A 21694-nucleotide genomic window follows, 5' to 3' on the forward strand; every position below is an offset into this window, starting at 1 on the left:
TTGGATCGTATTGAATCGGTCGTGAAATCGGTTGGTTGAGGTGGGCTTAATGCCGTGCGGACTGTCCTCGATCTGCACAATTTTCCGTATTTTCCCAGGGCCTGCCGCGCTGCGGCGTGTCGTCTGCTGCCACCAGGGTGTCAGCAGGGCTAGGTTATCTGTCGGCAGTAACGGAGGTGCCACATGGTCAAGACCGCGCTCGACAACTTTCCAAGGCCGCCCTGCGCCGAGCTGTTGGGATGGCATCTGCTCGACGCCCGCCCCGAGGAGGGCTGGATCAAGCTCGCCTTCGACGGGAAGCCGGAGTTCTGCAATCCCGCGGGCTTCATCCAGGGCGGCATGCTCTCGGCCATGCTCGACGACACCATGGGCCCGGCGGTGCTGGTGATGAGCGAGGGGCGGCTCTACACCACGACCATCAGCATGACAGTGAACTTCTTGGCGCCGGCAAAGCCCGGGCCGATCATTGGTGAAGCCAAGGTGACGCAGCTCGGGAAGACCATTGCGTTCGTCGAGGGCAAGCTGACGGCGGCGGACGGCACCGTGCTGGCGACGGCGAGCGCGAGCGAGCGGTTGCTGGAAGCGGCGAGGGTGGTGAAGTAAGGCGGGCACCGCTCTCTCACTCCCTCGCCCCGTTCTTACGGGGAGAGGGTGGGGTGAGGGGCTTCTCTCCGCGTATGCGATTGTCGTGAGACCTGTACCCCCTCACCCGGATTGCATCTGCGATGCAATCCAACCTCTCCCCGCAAGCGGGGCGAGGTAAAGAAGGAGCCCGCGGCTCGCTGATCTGCTAACCCGCGCGCGCGTCCTTGCTCACGATCGGCGGCTTCGCATTCAGCGCCTCGACCTGGAATCCCGCGACGGCTTTGTAGTTGGCGGCGATGTCTTCCAGCTCCTTTTGCGACAGCACGTCGGTGACCACCTTGTAACCGTCCGGCGCGCGCTCCTCGACGAGCTGCATCACCTGCTCGGGACCGTTCTTGCGGTTGAGCAGGACGAGGTCGGTGGTTGCGGGTCTCCGCTCGGCCTCATAGGCGAGCAGCGCCGCTTGCGTCGGGCCGTGCGCCAAGATCTCGCGGGTGATGACGCGGGCGTCGAGGATCGCCTGCGAGGCGCCGTTCGAGCCGATCGGATACATCGGGTGTGCGGCATCGCCCATCAGCGTGACCTTGCCGAAGGTCCATTGCGACACCGGATCGCGGTCCACCAGCGGATATTCATAGGCGTGCGGGCAGTTCCTGATCAGGCCGGGCACGTCGAGCCAGTCGAACTGCCAGCTCTCGAACCAGGGCAGGAATTCTTCGAGCCGCGCAGTGCGGTTATAGTCCTCGCGCCGCCATTGATAGGTCGGCGGCATGTGGCGCTCGGCCACCCAGTTGATCAGATGGTTGCCGGATGCGTCCGGCTCTTTCGAAATGGGATAGCAGACGAATTTCAGGATTTCGTGGCCGGCCATGATCATGGTACGACCGGTGAGGAACGCTTTTGATGGCGTGACGCCGCGCCAGAGAATGCGGCCGTTCCAGATCGGCGGGCCTTCGTTCGGATAGAGCTTTTCTCGCGCGGCGGAATGGATGCCGTCGGCGGCGATCATGATCGCGCCATCGTAACTGCCAGCGGCCTTGCCGGTCGCCCGGTCGATGAAGTCGGCGCGCACGCCGCTCGCCGTTTCGCGCCAGCCGGTCAGATGATGGCTGGTCAAAATGTTGTCGCGGCCGAGCCGCTCGACCGCCGTGTCGAGCAGGAGCTGCTGCAGCGTGCCGCGATGGATCGAGAATTGCGGCCATTTGTAGCCGGCTTCCAGCCCGCGCGGCTCGCTCCAGATCGGCTTGCCGTGCTTGGAGAAATAGGCGAGTTCGCGGGTCCGCACGCCGCTGGCATCCAGCTTGTCCATCAGCCCGAGCTCGATCAGCTCGCGGACCGCATGCGGCAGCACGTTGATGCCGACGCCGAGCGGCTTCAGTTCCGCGACGCTCTCGAACACTCTTACGGGAATGCCGATCTGATGCAGGCTGAGCGCCAGCGTCAGCCCGCCGATGCCGCCACCGGCGATGAGTACCGTCATGACAAATCCCCCTCCGATCATCGGCGTCTTGGCACAGGCGGACGGCGGTGGGCAACTGCGAAGAGGATGTCTTGCTATGGACCTCCGGGGCAACAGTCGTTAATTTCCAATTTTCCCATGAGGTCCGACATGCTCAAGCTCTACTACGCCACCGGCACCTGCGCGCTCGCCACCTATATGACCCTGGAGGAGGCCGGCGCCGACTACACGGCTGAACGGCTGAGCTTCAAGGACAACCAGCAGAACAGCCCGGACTATCTCGCGATCAATCCGAAGGGCCGCGTGCCGGCGCTGGTGACCGATCGCGGCGTCCTCACCGAGACGCCGGCGATGCTGGCCTATATCGCGCAAACCTTCCCCAAGGCGAAGCTCGCGCCGCTCGACGATCCCTTCGACTTCGCGCAGGTGCAGTCGTTCAACTCCTATCTCTGCTCGACCGTGCACATCAACCATGCCCACAAGATGCGCGGCGCGCGCTGGGCGACCGAGGAGACCTCGTTTGCGGACATGAAGGCGAAGGTCCCGCAGACCATGGGCGCCTGCTTCAAGCTGATCGAAGACAAGATGTTCAGGGGGCCCTGGGTGATGGGTGATCAGTTCACGATCTGCGATCCCTATCTCCACACGCTCTCGCACTGGCTCGAAGGCGACAGCGTCGACATCAGCGCGACGCCGAAGATCGCGGATCATTTCAAGCGCATGTCCGATCGCCCGGCGATCCGCAAGGTGATGGACGCGCAGAAGGCGTAGGAGCACTGCTCCCGTAGGGTGGGCAAAGGCGCAACGCGCCGTGCCCACGATCTTTCTCCGGCGGCGGCAGATGGTGGGCACGCTTCGCTTTGCCACCCTACGGCAGTTTGCACCTCGCTTGTCCGGGACGACACCGCGTTTGTTGAGAGAACATTCTACCCAGCGTGCCGTCTCGTAGGGTGGGCAAAGGCGCAACGCGCCGTGCCCACGATCTTTCTCCGGTGGCGACAGATGGTGGGTACGCTTCCGCGTTCGCTCTTCGAGCTACGGCGGACAAGCCGCTTTGCCCACCCTACGGCAGCTACGACAGCTTGCGCTTGGCTTGCTCCAGCTCCCGTCCCGTCTCCAGCATCAGCCGCCGCAGCCAGATCGAGCCCGGATCCATCTGCGCGCGGGTCGGATAGAACATGAACTGCTCGTCGATCCCAGGGTCGAACGGCGGCGTCACCGCGACGAGGCCGAGCTGCTTGGACAGCGCCGCGATCAGCCGGCGCGGCACGAAGGCAACGAGGTCGGTTCGCGCCGCGACGTGCAGCGCTTCGAGATAGCCCGACACCACCAGCGAGATATGCCGCTCGATGCCTTTGCTGTGCAGCCAGGTGTCGATGAGATCCTCTGCATTGCCGCGAATGATCACGCCGACATGGCGCGCGGCCAGGAATGCCTCACGCCGCTTCAGCTTCGCAGCCATCGGATGGCCGCGCCGCACCGCCAGGGCGTCGCTATCGGTGTAGAGCAGCTGGCGGTGAAACCCCTTGAAGGCGTTGCCGATCGAGATCACGAGGTCGATGGTGCGGGCAAACTCGGCGTGGAAGATCGCCGGCCCCCGCCACGGCACGACGTCGATGCGGACGTTGGGCGCAAGGCGCGTCACCTTCTCCATCAAAGGCGGCATCAGCAGCTCGACCGCCAGATCCGGCATCATCAGGCGGAATTGCCGCTCACTGCGCGCGGCATCAAAGTCCTCCGGCAGGAACAGGCCGCGGACCTGGTCGAGCGCCTGCGCCAGTGGCGCGCGGAGCGCCTGTGCCCGCGGCGTCAGCTCCATCCGCGCGCCGGTCCGCACCAGCAGCGGATCGCCGAAGATGTCGCGCAGGCGCTGCAGTGCGTGGCTCGCCGCCGGCTGCGACAGGCCCATCCTCATCGCGGCGCGGCTGACATTGGCCTCGCGCAGCAGCGCGTCGAGCGCGGTCAGGAGATTGAGGTCAAGCGAATTCAAATTCATGAGGCGAATAGATATCATATTCGCTATCGATTTGAAGAATTTCGATCGGCGAACGATGATCTCCGTGGTTCTTACCAAAGGAGATGCCGCCATGAGCGCGAGCGCCAACAAGAAACTGATGCAGGATATTTTCGCCGCCGCCGCCAATCCCGATCCGGCCGTGCGCGATCGCGCCCTGTTCACCGCAAGCCTTGCCGACGATGCCAGATGGGTCGTGACCGGCCAGTATTCCTGGTCGCGCACCTTCACCGGCAAGGAGGCGATCCTCAACGATCTGCACGGCTATGTGCGCACCCGCCTGCGCGATCGCACGCGCACCGTCGCACATCGCTTCATCGCCGACGGCGACGTCGTCGTGGTCGAAGCCAAGGGCGACAACGTCACGCCCGAGGGCGTGCGCTACGACAACGACTATTGTCTCGTGTTTCAGTTCGAGGAGGGCAAGATCAAGGAGATCCGGGAATACTGCGACTCCGTCCTGACCGAGAAGGCGCTGGGTCCTTTTCCGCAGACGGGTGCGAGGGCCGCGAGCTGAGCGGATTGAACGACGTCGCGTCCGCCAGCCGGTTCCATCCGTCACAGCCGTCGATTGTCGTGCGAGCATGGCGGATGCTGGTGGACATCATGCGTATCAGGCGGGAGCGGTCCCGGGCCTGGTATCAGCTCGCTGCCATGACCGAACGGGAGCTTCAGGACTGCGGCATGACCCGGTCGGAGATTGCCTATGAGCTGAAGAAGCCCGTTCGGCGGAAATAGAGCATCAGTGCGGGGCAGGGACATGACGTCTGCCCCGCTCATCAAGACCCCGGAGGGAACTTTTGAATTCCGCCGACGTTCCCTCGGTTTCCGGGGGTACTTGCGCGCCCGGCAACATGGGTCGTGGGAATTTCATGCTGGCTGGGGCTTCGGACGTTTCATCACATGTGGGCCGCAGCTTCTCCGGACTCCGCGAACGATTGAGGGACTCAACCGCGTCGGCGCATCGGGAGCTCGATGCGCAGCTGTCTGCGTTCGACCTCACCGTGTTTTCCGGCTACCGCCGCTTTCTGCAAGCGAGCGCCGCCGCCCTGCTGCCGCTCGAAACCGCGCTGGTCGAGGCCGGCGTCGCAAGACTATTTCCGGACTGGCCGGAGCGGTCGCGCAGTGCCGCGATTGTCGCCGACCTCGGCCGCCTCGGCAGCGCCGTGCCGTTCACTGTCTGCGTGCCGGCGCTGACGCGCAGCGGCATGCTCGGCACGATGTATGTGCTCGAAGGCTCCCGGCTCGGCTCGAAATTCCTGCTCAAGACGGTCGCGGACGCGGCCGATCCGCGCCTCGGTGAGGCGGCCGCCTATCTCAATCATGGCACGGGCAAGCGGCTTTGGCAGAGCTTTCTGGCGAAGCTCGCGAGCGAGGAGGGTTGCGAGGAGGACGAGGCGATCGATTTCGCCCGCATCGCCTTCGCCGCGTTCGAGCGAGCGGCGGACCGCGCATGAACGAGGCCGTCAATCTCACCAATTGCGATCGCGAGCCGATCCACATTCCCGGCAGCGTGCAGCCCTACGGCTTCCTGCTTACGGTGCTCTCCGATTTCACGATCTGCATGGCCTCGGAGAATGTGGGCGGCTTTCTCGGGATTGACGTCGCCGACCTGCTCCGGCAGCCGCTGTCGAGCATCTTCACGCAAGGCGCGGTCGACACCATCCGCAGCCGGGTCGATCATCTGAGCGGTCCCGATGCGACGGAGCGTCTGTTCGGCCTCGAGCTCCAGGCCGGCAAGCCGCCTTATGACGTCTCCATTCACTTCTCCGCCGCCTATCTCGTGATCGAGGCGGAGCCGAGTGTGAATGAGCCCGGTGTCAATTCCGGCGAACTCGTCCGCCTGATGCTGGAGCGCATCCGCAAGACGCGCAGCATGAGCGAGCTCGCCCGCGAGGCGGCGCGCCAGCTCAAGGTGCTGACCGGCTTCGACCGCGTCATGGTCTACCAGTTCCACCCGGATGGATCGGGCGAGGTCATCGCCGAGACCGCGGAGACCGGCCTCGAATCCTTCCTCGGCCTGCATTATCCGGCGTCCGACATCCCCAAGCAGGCCCGCATCCTCTATCAGCGCAACTGGCTGCGCATCATTGCGGACATCGATACGAGGCCCGCCGCGCTGGTCTCGACCGCTACGCACAATGCCGGGCTGCTCGATCTCTCCATGAGCGTGCTGCGCTCGGTGTCGCCGATCCACATCGAGTATCTGCGCAACATGGGCGTCGCGGCCTCGATGTCGGTGTCGATCCTGCGCGACGGCAAGCTATGGGGCCTGTTCGCCTGCCACCATTATGCGCCGCGCTACATCTCGTTCGAGAAGCGCACCGCGGCCGAGCTGTTCGGCCAGATGTTCTCCTGGATCGTCGAGGGCCGCGAGCGCGAGGGCGACGTTGCCTACGAGACCCGCGCCCACCAGGTCCAGGAGCGGCTGATCGAGACCGCGGCCTCGCACGAGCATAGCCGCCGTGCGATCTTCGATTTCGTCGGCGACTACCGGCAAATGATCGACTGCGACGGCGTTGCGGTCTGGTCCGACAACAAGATCGCGCTCCAGGGCGAGGGGCCGACCGAGGACGAGGTGAAGGACCTCGTCGCCTTCATCAACCGGACCTCGCCGGGGCGGATTTTCGCCAGCGCCGAGATCGCCAAGGTCTACGCCGCCGGCCAGGCCTTCCGGGACCGTGCGGCAGGCTTTCTCGCCATCCCGATCTCGCGCACCCCGCGCGATTGCCTGATCTTCTTCCGCCGCGAGGTCACGCGGTCCGTGAACTGGGCCGGCGCAGCCGACAAGGTCTACGATGAGGGGCCGAATGGGCCGCGCCTGACGCCGCGCAAGAGCTTCGAGCTCTGGCAGGAGACGGTGGCGGGGCAGTCGAAGCCGTGGTCGGCGGCCGATATCCGCATCGCCGAGAGCCTGCGCGTGACGCTGCTCGAGGTGATCCTGCAACTGTCCGACCTTGCCGCCCGCGAGCGCCGCGGCGCCCAGGAGCGGCAGGAACTGATGATCGCCGAGCTCAATCACCGCGTCCGCAACATTCTCAGTCTGGTTCGCGCCCTGGTCGCCCAGAGCAAGGACACGGCCACCAATGTCGAGGAATTCGCCGGCGTGCTCGGCGGCCGCATCCAGGCGCTGGCGCGCGCCCATGACCAGATCACCAATCTGAACTGGGCGCCGGTCGCGCTCCGCACCCTGGTCGAATCCGAGGCTGGCGCCTATCTCGGCGCGCGCGCCGGGCGCGTGAAGATGGGTGGCCCGGACGTGGCGCTCGATCCCAAGGCGTTCGCAACGCTGGCGCTTGTCGTGCACGAGATGATGACCAATTCCGCCAAATACGGTGCGCTGGCCGATTCCACCGGCAGCGTCGAGGTGGTCTGGCGCCTCGATCCATCCTCCAGCCTCGTGATCGAATGGAAGGAGAGCGGCGGGCCGCCGGTGCAGCCGCCGTCGCGGCGCGGCTTCGGGACCACCATCATCGAACGGTCGGTGCCGTTCGATCTCAAGGGCGATGCCGAGATTCGCTTCGACCTGCTGGGCGTGCAGGCGAAGTTCGTCATTCCCCCCAATTTCGTCCAACTCGTACCGTCCATCGCGGGAGCCGCCATGCGCATCGAAGAGCAGCAATCCACCCGCCCCAGGATTTCCGACACGGCGCTGATCGTCGAAGACAATCTGATCATCGCCATGGCCGCCGAGGTCATCCTGCTCGATCTCGGCGCCCGCCACGTCGACACCGCCGCGACTGTCGACCAGGCGCTGCGCTCGATCGAGCGCACCCGGCCGAGCTTTGCCCTGCTCGATCTCAATCTCGGCAACGAGACCAGCATCAAGGTGGCGCAGAAGCTGAAGGAGATCGGCGTGCCCTTCATTTTTGCGACGGGATACGGCGAACGCGCGCCGATCCCGGAGCAGCTGGCATCGGCGCCGGTGGTTCAGAAGCCCTACACGCTGGAAGTTGTCGAGCACGCGCTCGGCAAATTGCAGCAGGCGAACGCCTGACGAGCGGTCATCGCCGAAACACGCGCGGTCCACCGCGGCCGGACGCCAAATCCTTGCGCGGCTGGCTACAAAATCAGCAGGCGTCGCGCGCTTCGCCGCAGGTTTGCGCGAAATATTGGAAGGTTCAATTAACGAGTGTCCCCCATTGTGTCGCAGTGCAGCGTGAGTCGCCTCAAGCGCGACGTGCGGCTGCCAGGGTGGCCGTGACGATTGCCGGATTCGTTCGGTCCGCTCGAATTCACATGCATCTGGGTGGACAGTGGGAATGCCGAAGTTTCGTTTGCGGATCAGGGGACGCCTGTACGCAGGCTTCATGGCCCTGGTGGCGGTCGGTCTCGTGATGGCGGTGGTTGCCGTCTGGAACTTGAGGTCGGTGCAGGAGCAGGTCGCGAAGGCCTCGGCATTTTCGGACAGCACGGCGCGGGTGCTGGAGATCTCGACCCATCTTCAGGCGATCCAGCGGGCCAATCTGCGCTACATCTACGACGCCAATGAATCCGCGATGAGGGAGGCCGCAGAGCGCGAGACCGCGGCGACCGAGCTGTTGCAGGTCGGCGCGAAGGGGACGGCCTCGGAGGAGCGGCGCAAGCTCTACAACGATCTGATCGCCGATATCGCCAGGATGCGAAGCCTGCGTGACAATCTCGGCGATGCCGTCAACGAGGCGCGGACGGGCAAGGCGACGCTGCTGCCGAGCGGCGACGAGCTGACCGTCAAGATGGGCAAGCTGGTCGACGTCGCCCGTGCGGCCGTCGACGAAGACACCGCGGCGCTGGTTGCGGATCTCGAATCCAGGTTGCTGGTCGTGCAGATCGCCAACTGGCGTTTCCTGGCCCTGCGCGACACCAAGGGGCCGGCCAACTTCCGGACCAATGTGGACCGGGCGATGCAGCGGCTTTCGGCGCTCGAAAAGAGCCCGCAGGCGAGCGAGCTGCGCACCACGCTGGCTCCGGTGAAGACCTCGCTCGGAATCTACAAATCCGCGTTCGAGACCACGTCGGCGGCAATGCTCCAGGCTGACGAGATCTATCACAAGAATCTCGCGCCGCTGATCGTCGACAGCATCGCCAAGCTCAAGGTGGCGGAAGCCGCCCTGAAGAAGGACTACAAGGAATCCCGCAGCCAGGCCGAAGCCGTCATCGACGGCACGACGACCGTGCAGGAGATTGCAGGCGGCATCGCCGTCCTGTTCGGCCTGATCGTCGCCTTCCTGACCGCCCGCAGCCTCGTTGGTCCCCTGACCTCAATGACGCGTGCGATGGGGCTATTGGCCGGCGGCAATCTCGAGATCGAGATCCCCGGTCGCGGCAAGGCCGACGAGATCGGCGACATGGCCAAGGCGATCCAGGTGTTCAAGGACAACATGGTCGAAACCGAGCGCCTTCGCGCCGAGCAGGTCGAGGTCGAGGCGCGGCAGGCCGAAAGCCGCAAGAAAGACATGGTCCGGCTGGCCGATCAGTTCGAGCAGGCGGTCGGCGAGATCGTCGACACGGTGTCGTCGGCATCGAGCGAGCTGGAAGCCTCGGCCGGCACGCTCACCGCGACCGCCTCGCGTGCCCAGGACCGGTCGACCGAAGTGGCCTCCGCCTCGCAGGAGGCCACGGCCAACGTGCAGGCGGTCGCGTCGGCGACGGAGGAGCTGTCCTCCTCGGTGAGCGAGATCGCCCGCCAGGTGCAGGAATCCGCCCGCATCGCCACCGAGGCCGTCGGCCAGGCGAGCCGGACCAATGCGCGCGTCGGCGAGCTGTCCAAGCGCCGCCCGCATCGGCGACGTGGTCGAGCTGATCACCACCATCGCCGGCCAGACCAATCTCCTTGCGCTCAATGCCACGATCGAGGCGGCGCGCGCCGGCGATGCCGGCCGCGGCTTTGCCGTGGTCGCCTCCGAGGTCAAGGCGCTCGCCCAACAGACCGCGAAGGCGACCGACGAGATCGCCCAGCAGGTCTCCGGCATCCAGGCCGCCACGGAAGAGTCGGTCGGCTCCATCAGGGAGATCAGCGGCACCATCGAGCGGCTGTCGGAGATTTCCTCGACAGTTGCGGCGGCCGTTGAACAGCAGGGCGCGGCGACGCGGGAAATTTCCCGCAACGTCCAGCAGGCGGCGCACGGCACCCAGCGCGTCTCGACCAATATCGGCGACGTGCAGCGCGGCGCGTCCGAGACCGGCTCGGCCTCATCGCAAGTGCTGTCGGCGGCACGCTCGCTGTCGGCCGACAGCAACCGGCTGAAGCAGGAAGTCGCCAAATTCCTGAACTCGGTCCACGCCGCCTGAACCCTAGAAGCAAAAGGCCACGCGCATGCGCGTGGCCTTTAAACTGCGGCAGGACGCGATCAGGCGACCTTGGTCATCATGTGCTTGAACATGTTGCGACGGGCCTCGTCGTCCATCTCGGCCTTGAAGGTGAACTTGTCCTTCAGCGCGATTGCGCGTGCCGCGGCGGGACGCGCCGAGATCTCGTCGACAAGCCGCTTCACGTTCGGGTAGCGCGCAAAGGCGCCGTCACCGAGCTTGAACGGCACCATCCGCGCCCAGCCCCACAGCGCCATGTCGACGATCGAATAGGCATCGCCGACCATGTAGCTGCGGCCTTTGAGGTGACCGTCGAGGATCGTGTAGTGGCGGTCGGTCTCGTACTGGTAGCGGTTATGGGCGTAGTCGTGGTTCTGGTCCTTCGGCGCGAAATGCTTGAAGTGCACGGCCTGACCCGAATACGGGCCGACGCCGGTCGCCACGAACATCAGCCATGACAGCAATTCGGCGCGATTGGCGGGCAGGAACTTATCGGTCTTCTCGGCGAGATAGAGCAGGATGGCGTTGGAATCGAACACGATCGTGCCATTGTCGTCGATCGCCGGCACTTTGGCGTTCGGATTGATCTTCAGATAGTCCGGCGTGAACTGATCGCCCTTGCGGGTGTCGACCGCAACGGGCTCGAACGGCAGTCCGGACTCCTCGAGGAACAGCGCGACCTTGGTCGGGTTCGGCGATCCGTTGAAATAGAATTTGAGCATTGAGCATCTCCCCAGTGTGTTGCCGAGAGCGAACGCGTGGCGCCCTCTCTTGCCAAACTCGGGACCAGACGCGCAACCGCCGAGTTTGCCGGGCGGTATCTGCGCGCCACGCAGATCAGCCGGCGTAACAAAGCCCGATCGCCGCCGTAACGATCATCGCCGCGCCGACCGCTTCCAGCCTCAGCCCGAGCTTGGCGGCGAGATGCATGTCGGACGCCCGCGCCGCGCGCTCGGTTTCGCGGGCATAGCCGTGCACGATGACGTCGTGATTGAAATTGTCGTGCGCCTCGTTGCTGCTGGCAAGGCCAACGCAGATCACGAGCACGCCGAACAGAGCGAGGCCAAAGAAGCCGAGCAGGGCGATCAGGAACATCGGAAACATGCCGAGCAGGAAGATCGGCAGCAGCGGCACCAACAGCAAAGTCTCGGACTGTCGTCGCATGGGGGCCACCCGTCGGGACGGGGCTGATCGGGCAAATGTAGTCCCGGCTGTCGCGCCATTCAAGGAGCCGTAGGGTGGGCAAAGGCGCGAAGCGCCGTGCCCACGGACTCTGCATGCTCCGGAAAGATGCCGTAGGCACGGCGCAAGAGCGCCTTTGCCCACCCTACACGGTCGCGACGTGCGGCAGCAGCTACTCTGCCGCCATGCCCGCACGGATCTCGGCGCGGAGCTCGTCGATCAGCTTGAGGCCCTTCTTGGTCTCGACGTGCCAGAAGGTCCAGCCGTTGCAGGCCTGCGCGCCTTGCGCCACCGCGCCGATGCGGTGGATCGAGCCGACCTTGTCGCCGAGCATGATGGCGCCGTCGGCGCGGACGAGGGCGCCGAGCTTCTTCTTGGCGTCGAACAGTTTGGTGCCGGGCATGATCATGCCGCGCTCGATCAGCTCGGAGAACGCGACACGTGGGGCTTCGCGCGCGGTCATGAACGGGGCGAGGCTCTCTTCCGGCAGCGGCTCGACCTTGGCGATGCGCGCTTCGGCGGCTTTCGCATAGGTCTTGTCGCGCTCGAAGCCGATATAGGAGCGGCCGAGGCGCTTGGCGACGGCGCCGGTCGTGCCGGTGCCGTTGAAGGGATCGATCACGAGATCGCCGGGCTTCGACGACGACAGCAGCACGCGCGCGAGCAGGCCTTCCGGCTTCTGCGTCGGATGCACTTTCTTGCCGTCCGCGCCCTTGAGGCGCTCCTCGCCGGTGCAGAGCGGGATCAGCCAGTCCGAACGTGCCTGCACGTCCTCGTTGGCGGCCTTCAGCGTTTCGTAGTTGAACGTGTAGCCCTTGGCTTTTTCGTCACGCGCGGCCCAGATCATCGTTTCGTGCGCGTTGGTGAAGCGGCGGCCGCGGAAATTCGGCATCGGATTGGTCTTGCGCCAGACGATGTCGTTCAGGAGCCAGAAGCCGAGGTCCTGCATGATCGCGCCGACGCGGAAGATGTTGTGATAGGAGCCGATCACCCAGATCGTCGCCGACGGCTTCATCGCGCGGCGCGCGGCAAGCAGCCAGGCGCGGGTGAAATCGTCGTAGGCGGAAAACGAATCGAACTTGTCCCAGTCGTCGTTGACGGCATCGACATGGGATTCGTCGGGACGCTTGAGATCGCCCTTGAGCTGGAGATTGTACGGCGGATCTGCGAACACCAGATCGACGCTGCCAGCCTGAAGCTTCGACATCTCGGCGACGCAATCGCCGACGATGATGCGATGCGAGGCGGACTCAAAATTTGTGCGGGGCGCCCTTGCAGACGCCCCGCGACGCGACTCTACCATGACTCAAGAACTCTGACTCAGGCGACGCTGTCGGCGACGCGGGACCAAACAACCGACTGGCCGTTACATTGCAGCGGCAAAGTAAAAAACGACTTAACCCGCTGCTTTTCTGAGCAGGCGCCGCATCGCCCGCGACATGCCGCATGATGCGCGCAATCGCTGTGTTTTACGGTATATTTCGCATTCATCTGCGGCGCGGCGGCTGTCGCGGCCGCAAATTTCTCTCGGAAAAAATTGCACGCGGATCGGAAAAAATTGCTGGTGCGGGCGTGCTGTCGCACTAGGCAATTTTTGCCGACCGGGATATTGATTAACGCAATGGAAATTTTACCTGTGTGGCGCGTTGAGCTTTTGCGTATTTGCGCACCGCCGAAACTGAATCAGGGACCCGCAAATCTGGGACCCCCAAGGGAAGACCGCCATGCGTTACGATGACTTCCGCCGCAGCGACGACGTCGAGGATCGTCGCGACGAAGGTGGTGGCTTTGGCGGCGGTGGAGGCGGCGGGTTCGGCCTGCCGATGGGCGGCGGCGGGCTCGGCATCGGTACCATCATCGTGCTCGGCCTGATCGGCTATGCCTTCGGCATCGATCCGCGCATCCTGATCGGCGGCGCCGAGATCCTCGGCGGCGGCGGCCAGGCGCCGAGCTACCAGACCGATCGGCAGTCGACCTCGGCCAAGCGCGGCGCGCCGACCGACGAGGTCGGCAGCATGATATCAGGCATCCTCGGCGAGATCGACGATCGCTGGAGCGAGATCTTCCAGGCCAGCGGTCAGTCCTATACCGGTCCGAAGGTCGTGCTGTTCCGCAACGCCACCAATGGCGGCCGCTGCGGCATGGCGCAGTCGGCGATGGGGCCGTTCTACTGCCCGCCGGACCGCACCATCTTCCTCGACACCAGCTTCTTCCGCGAGGTCGAGACGCGCTTCCGCGGCTGCTCCGGCAAGTCGGCGTGCAACTTCACCACCGCCTACATCATCGCGCATGAAGCCGGCCACCACATCCAGAACCTGCTCGGCATCATCCCGCGCGTGACGCGGCTGCAGCAGCAGGCCGGCAGCAAGGCCGAGGCCAACGCGCTCCAGGTCAAGGTGGAGCTGCAGGCGGATTGTCTCTCCGGCGTCTGGGTCAACCGCGAGGCCAAGAAGCGTCCGAACTTCCTCGAGCCCGGCGACATCGACGCCGCGCTGACCACGGCGAGCGCGATCGGCGACGACACGCTGCAGCGCCAGGCGACGGGCCGCGTCGTGCCTGATTCCTTCACCCACGGCTCGGCCGCGCAGCGCAAGCAATGGTTCATGACCGGCTATCAGCAAGGCACGGTCCAGGCCTGCAACACGTTCGGCGGCGGGCAGTAGCGACGGTCTCGTGCCCCGGACGCGGCGCAGCATGTAATGCTGCGCTGCTGAGCCGGGGCCCATATTGCCGGTCCTCACGTCCCTTAGAATGGGTCCCGGCTCTGCAGCGCACCGCTAACGCGCTGCATCGCGTCCGGGACACGAGAGGATAGGGCAAATGGCCTCGATCGACGAAACAAAACAGTTCATCCCGCTCAACATCGCGGTGCTCACCGTCTCCGACACGCGCGCGCTCGCCGACGACAAGTCGGGCCAGACGCTCGCCGATCGCCTGACCTTAGCCGGCCATCATCTCGCCGCGCGCGAGATCGTCACCGACGACGTCGAGGCGATCCGCGCCGTCATCCGCCGCTGGATCGCGGACGCCGGCATCGACGTCGTCATCACCACCGGCGGCACCGGCTTTACCGGGCGCGACGTCACGCCGGAGGCGATCGAGCCGCTGTTCGAGAAGCGCATGGACGGTTTCTCGATCGCCTTCCACATGTTGAGCCACGCCAAGATCGGCACGTCGACGATCCAGAGCCGCGCCACCGCCGGCGTTGCGGGCGCGACCTATATCTTCTGCCTGCCGGGCTCGCCCGGCGCCTGCCGCGACGGCTGGGACGGCATCCTCGCAAGCCAGCTCGACTACCGCACGCGCCCCTGCAATTTCGTCGAGATCATGCCGCGGCTGGATGAGCATCTGCGCAGGCCAAAGGCGCAGGGCGCGACGGTGTAGTCTGTTCTTTCTTCCCTTCCCCCTTGTGGGGGAAGGTGGTGCGAAGCGCCGGATGAGGGGTATGTCTCCGCGCTCACAGTCTCGTAGGGTGGGCAAAGCGAAGCGTGCCCACGACTTCGGTCAATGCGGCATCAGTGGTGGGCACGGCGCAAGTGCGCCTTTGCCCACCCTACGAGTTCACGCTCGCGGGAAATACCCCTCACCCAAGTGAGGTTGTGTCCGCCAGCGTCGCTGCCCTCTCCCGCAAGGGGAGAGGGCACATTCATGCGCATCGCTGTGTGCGCAGCTAGAGATCCCGCTCCCACGTCTCGCCGACCAGATCGGCACCAAAACTGTGGTGCTTCTCTTCCTTCACGGGTTTGAATCCCGCACTCTGATAGATGCCGCGTGCGGCGACCAGGATGCTCTGGGTCCACAGCGTCATTCTGCTGTAGCCGCGCTCGCGCGCGCCCTGGATGCATTGCTCGACCAGCGCGCGGCCGACGCCGAGTCCGCGCGCCTTCTTCTCCACCTGCAACAGGCGCAGCTTGGCGATCTCGTCCGTGGCCTTGACCAGGAAGATCGAGCCGACCGGCTCGCCGCCGACCTCCGCGATCCAGCAGTGCTCGCGCGCGGGATCGTAATTCCTGATGAACTGCGCGCAGATCTCGGCGACCAGGGCCTCGTAGCTGATGTCCCAGCCATAGTCCGCGGCATAGGCGGCGCCTTGGCGAGAGACGACCCAGCCCATGTCGCCGACGCGATGGCTGCGCAGCATGAAAGAAGTGGGCTGGCTTCGGCGTTGCTCCAGCACGGCCTCGATGGTCGCCATGGCCTGGGTGAGCCGCACTGCATCGCCGGCCGACAGCTGCGCCAGCATGGCGGCAACCTCGTTTTGCGAGCCGAGGTTCAGCTTGGCGAAGGTCTGGCGGCCCTTGGCGGTGAGGTTGAGCTGATATTGCCTGCGATCTGCGGGCAGTGGCGTTCGCGTGATCAGACCCTTCTCGTCAAAGCTCTGCACGATGCGGCTGAGATAGCCGGGGTCGAGACCAAGCTCGTTCCCGATCTCCTTTGCCGAAAGCTCGTCGCGATGCGCGAGTTCGTACAGCACGCGGGCCTCGCTGAGCGAGAACGGGCTCTGTCCAAGGTGCTGGTCGAGCACGCCGAGTTTGCGGGTGTAGAAGCGGTTGAAGGCGCGGACTGCCGCGATCTGGTGGTCGGTACCGTTGAATGACATCGGGACACCTCAATAATTGCCACTGTCAAATAATTATTTGACTTTGGCAAGTATTAGGTGCCCTCAGCCGACCATGACGATCCGGCTGCGCAGCATGGTCCGGGACGAGCGGCCGAGGCGGCGGAGCAACCGTGCCTCGGAACGGCGGGCCTGGGGCGGATAGCCGCCAACCCGGTCGTAATGGTCACGCGCGATCAAAAGCCCCTGATCCCCCAGCGGGCCGACCAAGTTACGCGCTACGGCGCGGAACACGTCGCGCAGACCGGTATCTGCGTAAGGCGAGCGGGCATAACGGAAAACCGCTGCACGATCCCGTCCGCTGGCGGAGACGGCCTGGATGAACTGGGTGGTCTCCTCGATCCAGCCGGTTTCCAGCACGGCGCCGGCGGGCAAGAACATCAGCCAGGGCGAACGGGCCTGATGCGCACCGGCGGCGAGCGCCGCGCCATGGGAAGATCCCTCGAAGTCGATGAAACGGCAGCCTGCGACGTCGGCAACGCGCTCGATGACGCCGTTGCGGGTGCCGTCGACCAGCAGCACTTCGCGGATGATGCCTGCGGCCGCACCGGGTACCAGCGCGGCCAGAGTTGCGACCGCCGTCTGCTCGACACCTTCGGTCGGAATGATGACGCTCAGCATGATTGAGGCTTCGAGGTCCGCAATTCGGGAGAAGCGTAGCTTGTTATGGCTTTGTCATAAACACGCGGCGTCGCCGAGTGCAACTTTTTGGCGGCGTTCCGCCATGCGATGGTAAACCACGCCCGCCCATCGCTGCTAAATCTGTCCTGCGCGGGGTGGCAATATTGCCCAACGTTTTCGGCGAATTTCGGCTTCGTGAGCTTCAAACGGGGCTGTCTCCGCCGATATGATCGAGGTGAGGATGCTACCGGTCCGCAAGCCCGCATCGGCGGTCTGACATCGACCCTGCGACGGGAAAACCTGCAACCGCCGGCACTGAGAGTGAGATAGTCGAGTGAGCGCCGATCAACTTCCCGTTGGCACCACACCAGCATCGCCGAAGCCGGACGCCGCGCCGACCTTGCGGATCCGCGCCGTGATGCTCGGCGAACGCATCAATCCGTCTGGCCTCGAGCTTGGTGCGCCCGTCTCCTCGACGCCGGCCGCTTTCCGCGTCCATGCCGGCCTCGTCGTGATCTTCCGCTACGGCGTCGTGGTGCTGATCGGTCTGCTGCCGTCGGAAGAGAAGGTGCTGCTTGACAGCCTCAAGTCCCGCGTGATCGGCGAGCTCAGCCCCCATGAGGAGGAGACCGCGCAGGCCCAGCTCTGCAAGGATGAAAATGCCGAAGCGATCCAGCCGGGCGGCCCGATCAACCTCTCGAAATTTTCCGACGAACGGCTGCTGCTGATCGCGGACGCACTCGCCAAAAGCACGTCGCTTGCGCGCGACGAGCGGCGCGTCGCTGCGGTCTTCGATGTCATCGAGCCTTTTGCGCGGGAGCTCGCCGAGAAAGGCCGTACGTCGCGGCGACGCAGGGGCATCCTGCAGCTCATCGGCAACGCGCTGCTCGTCCAGCAGCGCGTCGCCGGCCGCGTCGCGGTTGCCGAGAAGCCCGACGCACTGTGGGAAAAACCGCAGCTCGACCGGCTCTATGCGCGTCTCGAAGATGAGTACGAATTGAAGGAGCGTCTCGACACGCTCGAGCGCAAGCTTACGGTCGTTGCTGAGACGGCCGATGCGCTGACCGACATCATCGACACCCAGCGGTCGCTGCGACTCGAGATTGCGGTCGTCGTGCTGATCCTGATCGAGGTTGCGATCGGGTGCATCCAGATCTTTGCCGGTCTTCACTGAGCGCTGAGCCTGGAAGTTGTTGTGCGCTATGTCTCCGCAAGTCCCGGTATCGTAGTATCGTAGGGTGGGCAAAGGCGCGCTTGCGCCGTGCCCACCACCTTGAATTGGTGGGTACGCTCCGCTTTGCCCACCCTACGATACTATCCCCGTAGCTTGCAGCACCGAGACGCAATGCCGTGCGATCGTCAGCTCTTCGTTAGTCGGAATGATGAAGACATCCACCGTCGAGGCGCCGGTATTGATCCGCTCACGTCCCTTGTCATTCGCCGCCGCATCGATGCGCACGCCGAGCCACGCAAGATGCTCGCCGATCGCGCTGCGGATCTCGCTCGCATGCTCGCCGATGCCGCCGGTGAAGACCAGACACGCAAGCCCGCCGAGTGTGGTCGCCATCATTGCGACCTGCTGCGCTGCACGAAGCGTGAAGAGATCGACCGCCTCCCGCGCGGCAGTCTCGCCGCTTGCGAGCAGCGTGCGCATGTCGGCGGAGATGCCGGAGACGCCGAGCAGGCCCGACTGGTGATAGAGCAGGTGCTGGACGTCTTCGGCAGACATCTTCTCGTGCTGTTGCAGGTAGAGCAGCACGCCGGGATCGATCGTGCCGCTTCGCGTGCCCATCACGAGGCCGTCGAGCGGCGTCAGCCCCATCGTGGTATCGACGCTGCGGCCATCGCGCAATGCGCAGAGGCTCGCGCCATTGCCGAGATGCGCGATGACGGTGCGCTTCGTCGCAAGCACTGGCGCGATTTCCGCGATGCGGCCCGCGACATATTCGAACGAGAGACCGTGAAAGCCGTAGCGGCGGATGCCGCGCGCCTCGAAGCGCCGCGGGATCGCAAAACGGCTCGCCGGCGGCGCCATGCTGTGATGGAAGGCAGTGTCGAAACAGGCGATCTGCGTGAGGTCAGGCTTGATCGCCGCTATGGTTCGGATCGGCTCCAGGCATCGTGGCTGATGCAGAGGCGCCAGCGGAGTCAGTTGCTCCAGCTTCGCGTAGACAACATCCGTCACTTCCACCGGGCCTGAATAGTCCGGCCCGCCGTGAACGATGCGGTGACCCACGGCGCGCAGGCGATGGTCGCCAAAACGATCATCGACGAAGCCGAGCACATCAGCGAACAGATCGCCGCTGTCCGCACCAGATGCTTGCCTGTGTGCTTCGAAAAGGTCTTCGCCGGCAGGGCTCTTCACGGCGAGCCGCGGCTTTGCCTCATGCTCGTCGAGCAGGCCCTTGCAGAGCAGGGTGGGCTCGGCCGCGGAGATATCGAACAGGCCGAACTTGACGCTCGACGAGCCCGAGTTGAGAACGAGGACCGCATCCGACATGGCGGGCGTCAATCGCCGGCTTCGGCCGGCGTGTTGCCGCCGGCGCTGTTTGGCCAGACCCAGTCGCGAACCTCAGGCATGTCCTCGCCGTGCTCGCGCACGTAACGCGAATGCTCGATCAGTCTGTCGCGGAACTGCTGCTTCACCTGCGCGGCCTTGGTCGATAGGCCCGGCACGCGTTCGATCGCCTCGATCGCGAGGTGATAGCGGTCGAGCCCGTTGAGCACGACCATGTCGAATGGTGTCGTCGTGGTGCCTTCCTCGGCAAAGCCGCGCACATGCATGCCGGCATGGTTGGTGCGGTTATAGGTGAGACGGTGGATCAGGTAGGGATAGCCGTGATAGGCGAAGATCACGGGCTTGTCGCGCGTGAACAGGCTGTCGAAGTCGCGGTCGGAGAGGCCGTGCGGGTGCTGCTCGCTCGGTTGCAGCGTCATCAAATCGACGACGTTGACGACGCGGATATTCAGGTCCGGCAGCGCCTTGCGCAGCAGGTCGACGGCGGCGAGCGTCTCCAGCGTCGGCACGTCGCCGGCGCAGGCCATCACCACGTCGGGCTCGCTGTCTGCATCCTCGTTGCCGGCCCAGGTCCAGATGCCGATGCCGGCATCGCAATGCGTCGCGGCCTCCTGCATCGACAGCCATTGCGGCGCGGCTGCTTGCCGGCGACGATGACGTTGATGCGGTTATAGGTGCGCAGGCAGTGATCGGCGATCCACAGCAGCGTGTTGGCATCCGGCGGGAAATAGATGCGGACGATGTCGGCCTTCTTGTTGGCGACGAGATCGACGAAGCCCGGATCCTGATGGCTGAAGCCGTTATGGTCCTGACGCCAGACATGCGAGGTCAGGAGATAATTGAGCGAGGCGATCGGGCGCCGCCATGGCAGATGCCGCGTCACCTTCAGCCATTTGGCATGCTGGTTGAACATGGAATCCACGATATGGATGAACGCCTCGTAGCAGGAGAAGAAGCCGTGGCGGCCGGTGAGGAGATAACCCTCGAGCCAGCCCTGGCAGAGATGCTCGCTCAGCACCTCCATCACGCGCCCGTCTTGCGCGAGATGCACATCGTAAGGTTCCGTTGGCTCCATCCAGACCCGCTCGGTCGCTTCGAACACTGCGTCGAGCCGATTTGACGCCGTCTCGTCCGGTCCCATGATGCGGAAGTTACGCGCGTCGGCATTGAGGCGAATGACGTCGCGCAGGAATTTGCCGAGCTCACGTGTCGCCTCCGCCACAACGCTGCCGGGCTGAGACACATCCACCGCAAAACTGCGGAAGTCCGGCAGCTTCAGCTCCTTCTTGAGCAGCCCGCCATTGGCATGCGGATTGGCGCCCATGCGCCTGGTACCGTCGGGGGCCAGCGCCTGAAGCTCGGGGATGAGCGCGCCGCTCTTGTCGAACAGCTTGTCCGGCTCATAGCTGCGCATCCAGTCTTCGAGAATCTTTAAGTGAGCCGGGTTCTCGCGGCAGCTCGCAACCGGCACCTGATGCGCGCGCCAGAAACCTTCGACCTTCTTGCCGTCGACTTCCTTCGGGCCGGTCCAGCCCTTCGGGCTGCGCAGCACGATCATCGGCCAGCGCGGCCGCTCGACCACCTTGCGTCCGTCGCGGGCGTGCTGCTGGATCGAGCGGATGCTGGCGAGCGCGACGTCGAGTGCGTCCGCCATGGCCTGGTGCATCAATTTGGGATCGTCGCCCTCGACGAACAGCGGCTCGTGGCCGAGCCCGCGGAAGAGGTCGCGGATCTCGCTGTCAGGCATCCGCCCGAGCACGGTCGGGTTGGCGATCTTGTAGCCGTTGAGATGCAGGATCGGCAGCACCGCGCCGTCGTGGGCGGGGTTCAGGAACTTGTTCGAATGCCAGGAGGCCGCGAGCGGGCCGGTCTCGGCCTCGCCGTCGCCGACGACGCAGGCGACGATCAAATCGGGATTGTCGAATGCCGCGCCATAGGCATGCACCAGCGCGTAGCCGAGCTCGCCGCCTTCGTGGATCGAGCCCGGCGTTTCCGGTGCCGCATGGCTCGGGATGCCGCCGGGGAAGGAGAACTGTCTGAAAAGTTTTCGCAATCCGTCCGCATCGCGCGCGATATCAGGATAGATCTCGCTGTAGCTGCCTTCGAGATAGGTGTTGGCGACCATGCCCGGGCCGCCATGGCCGGGCCCGCAGATATAGATCATGCTGAGATCAAGCGCGCGGATGACGCGGTTGAGATGGGCGTAGATGAAGTTCAGCCCGGGCGTCGTGCCCCAATGGCCAAGCAAACGCGGCTTGATGTGCTCGGGCCGCAGCGGCTCGCGCAGCAGCGGATTGTCCAGCAGGTAGATTTGCCCGACGGAGAGATAGTTGGCGGCGCGCCAATAGCGATCGAGCAGATCGAGGTCGCTGCTTGCGGCGGCCGATTGTTGTTGATTTGTCATTTTCA

At 64.7% G+C, this 21694-nt stretch carries 18 protein-coding genes and 2 pseudogenes; 11 read left to right on the plus strand and 9 right to left on the minus strand.

Annotated features, from left to right (window positions below; genetic code table 11):
* Positions 1–183 precede the first annotated feature (183 nt).
* On the plus strand, positions 184–603 hold the full coding sequence (locus FOM02_RS32480; RefSeq protein WP_027558145.1) for a PaaI family thioesterase: 420 nt from the start codon (positions 184–186) through the stop codon (positions 601–603).
* A gap of 187 nt (positions 604–790) precedes the next feature.
* On the opposite strand, the gene FOM02_RS32485 is transcribed toward FOM02_RS32480, so the two are convergent.
* Complete coding sequence (locus FOM02_RS32485) at positions 791–2065, minus strand: flavin-dependent oxidoreductase (RefSeq protein WP_027558146.1); 1275 nt, start codon at positions 2063–2065, stop codon at positions 791–793.
* A 129-nt stretch (positions 2066–2194) separates the two neighbouring features.
* On the opposite strand from FOM02_RS32485, the gene FOM02_RS32490 reads away from it, so the two are divergent.
* Positions 2195–2815, plus strand: coding sequence for a glutathione S-transferase family protein (locus FOM02_RS32490; protein ID WP_027558147.1), 621 nt, complete (start codon positions 2195–2197; stop codon positions 2813–2815).
* Positions 2816–3116: 301 nt separating this feature from the next.
* On the opposite strand, the gene FOM02_RS32495 is transcribed toward FOM02_RS32490, so the two are convergent.
* The gene (locus tag FOM02_RS32495) at positions 3117–4040 is read right to left on the minus strand and encodes a LysR family transcriptional regulator (RefSeq protein WP_027558148.1); all 924 of its coding nucleotides are present in this window, start codon (positions 4038–4040) and stop codon (positions 3117–3119) included.
* 91 nt (positions 4041–4131) lie between these two features.
* Here FOM02_RS32495 and FOM02_RS32500 point away from each other — a divergent pair, with 91 nt between their 5' ends.
* The 5 genes and pseudogenes from FOM02_RS32500 to FOM02_RS32520 all read left to right on the plus strand — a co-directional run bounded on the left by FOM02_RS32500 (position 4132) and on the right by FOM02_RS32520 (position 10328).
* Positions 4132–4575 (plus strand): nuclear transport factor 2 family protein, encoded by a 444-nt coding sequence (locus FOM02_RS32500; RefSeq protein WP_027558149.1) that lies wholly within the window; start codon positions 4132–4134, stop codon positions 4573–4575.
* A 5-nt stretch (positions 4576–4580) separates the two neighbouring features.
* Positions 4581–4796: a DUF1127 domain-containing protein gene (locus FOM02_RS32505; RefSeq protein WP_035730085.1), complete on the plus strand. Its 216-nt coding sequence runs from the start codon at positions 4581–4583 to the stop codon at positions 4794–4796.
* A gap of 200 nt (positions 4797–4996) precedes the next feature.
* On the plus strand, positions 4997–5515 hold the full coding sequence (locus FOM02_RS32510; RefSeq protein ID WP_231164293.1) for a biliverdin-producing heme oxygenase: 519 nt from the start codon (positions 4997–4999) through the stop codon (positions 5513–5515).
* Positions 5512–8055, plus strand: a complete 2544-nt coding sequence (locus FOM02_RS32515; protein ID WP_027558151.1) for an HWE histidine kinase domain-containing protein — start codon at positions 5512–5514, stop codon at positions 8053–8055. The genes FOM02_RS32510 and FOM02_RS32515 overlap by 4 nt, the downstream gene beginning before the upstream one ends.
* A gap of 265 nt (positions 8056–8320) precedes the next feature.
* Positions 8321–10328 (plus strand): annotated as a pseudogene (locus tag FOM02_RS32520) (HAMP domain-containing methyl-accepting chemotaxis protein).
* Positions 10329–10387: 59 nt separating this feature from the next.
* Here FOM02_RS32520 and FOM02_RS32525 read toward each other — a convergent pair.
* The 3 genes from FOM02_RS32525 to FOM02_RS32535 all read right to left on the minus strand — a co-directional run bounded on the left by FOM02_RS32525 (position 10388) and on the right by FOM02_RS32535 (position 12831).
* Positions 10388–11068: a glutathione S-transferase family protein gene (locus tag FOM02_RS32525; protein WP_027558153.1), complete on the minus strand. Its 681-nt coding sequence runs from the start codon at positions 11066–11068 to the stop codon at positions 10388–10390.
* A 115-nt stretch (positions 11069–11183) separates the two neighbouring features.
* Positions 11184–11510 (minus strand): hypothetical protein, encoded by a 327-nt coding sequence (locus FOM02_RS32530; RefSeq protein ID WP_027558154.1) that lies wholly within the window; start codon positions 11508–11510, stop codon positions 11184–11186.
* A gap of 190 nt (positions 11511–11700) precedes the next feature.
* Positions 11701–12831, minus strand: coding sequence for a site-specific DNA-methyltransferase (locus tag FOM02_RS32535; RefSeq protein WP_027558155.1), 1131 nt, complete (start codon positions 12829–12831; stop codon positions 11701–11703).
* Positions 12832–12974: 143 nt separating this feature from the next.
* Here FOM02_RS32535 and FOM02_RS32540 point away from each other — a divergent pair, with 143 nt between their 5' ends.
* From FOM02_RS32540 to moaB, 3 genes are all read left to right on the plus strand, one after another.
* Positions 12975–13115 (plus strand): hypothetical protein, encoded by a 141-nt coding sequence (locus tag FOM02_RS32540; RefSeq protein ID WP_156950876.1) that lies wholly within the window; start codon positions 12975–12977, stop codon positions 13113–13115.
* A gap of 137 nt (positions 13116–13252) precedes the next feature.
* Positions 13253–14191 (plus strand): neutral zinc metallopeptidase, encoded by a 939-nt coding sequence (locus FOM02_RS32545; protein ID WP_027558156.1) that lies wholly within the window; start codon positions 13253–13255, stop codon positions 14189–14191.
* A gap of 157 nt (positions 14192–14348) precedes the next feature.
* Positions 14349–14912 (plus strand): molybdenum cofactor biosynthesis protein B, encoded by a 564-nt coding sequence (moaB, locus tag FOM02_RS32550; RefSeq protein ID WP_027558157.1) that lies wholly within the window; start codon positions 14349–14351, stop codon positions 14910–14912.
* A gap of 286 nt (positions 14913–15198) precedes the next feature.
* On the opposite strand, the gene FOM02_RS32555 is transcribed toward moaB, so the two are convergent.
* Positions 15199–16128 (minus strand): bifunctional helix-turn-helix transcriptional regulator/GNAT family N-acetyltransferase, encoded by a 930-nt coding sequence (locus FOM02_RS32555; RefSeq protein WP_027558158.1) that lies wholly within the window; start codon positions 16126–16128, stop codon positions 15199–15201.
* A gap of 63 nt (positions 16129–16191) precedes the next feature.
* The gene (locus tag FOM02_RS32560) at positions 16192–16767 is read right to left on the minus strand and encodes a glycosyltransferase (protein WP_027558159.1); all 576 of its coding nucleotides are present in this window, start codon (positions 16765–16767) and stop codon (positions 16192–16194) included.
* A gap of 334 nt (positions 16768–17101) precedes the next feature.
* On the opposite strand from FOM02_RS32560, the gene FOM02_RS32565 reads away from it, so the two are divergent.
* Positions 17102–17941: an RMD1 family protein gene (locus FOM02_RS32565; RefSeq protein ID WP_027558160.1), complete on the plus strand. Its 840-nt coding sequence runs from the start codon at positions 17102–17104 to the stop codon at positions 17939–17941.
* A 132-nt stretch (positions 17942–18073) separates the two neighbouring features.
* Here the strand turns inward: FOM02_RS32565 and FOM02_RS32570 are convergent, their stop codons facing one another.
* Together FOM02_RS32570 and FOM02_RS32575 are read right to left on the minus strand one after the other, a co-directional pair.
* A complete protein-coding gene (locus FOM02_RS32570; protein ID WP_027558161.1) occupies positions 18074–19267 on the minus strand; it encodes an acetate/propionate family kinase in 1194 nt (397 codons plus the stop codon).
* 8 nt (positions 19268–19275) lie between these two features.
* A pseudogene (locus FOM02_RS32575) lies at positions 19276–21689 on the minus strand (phosphoketolase).
* Positions 21690–21694 lie beyond the last annotated feature (5 nt).

Source organism: Bradyrhizobium sp. SEMIA (assembly GCF_014844175.1).
Taxonomy (GTDB): domain Bacteria; phylum Pseudomonadota; class Alphaproteobacteria; order Rhizobiales; family Xanthobacteraceae; genus Bradyrhizobium; species Bradyrhizobium arachidis.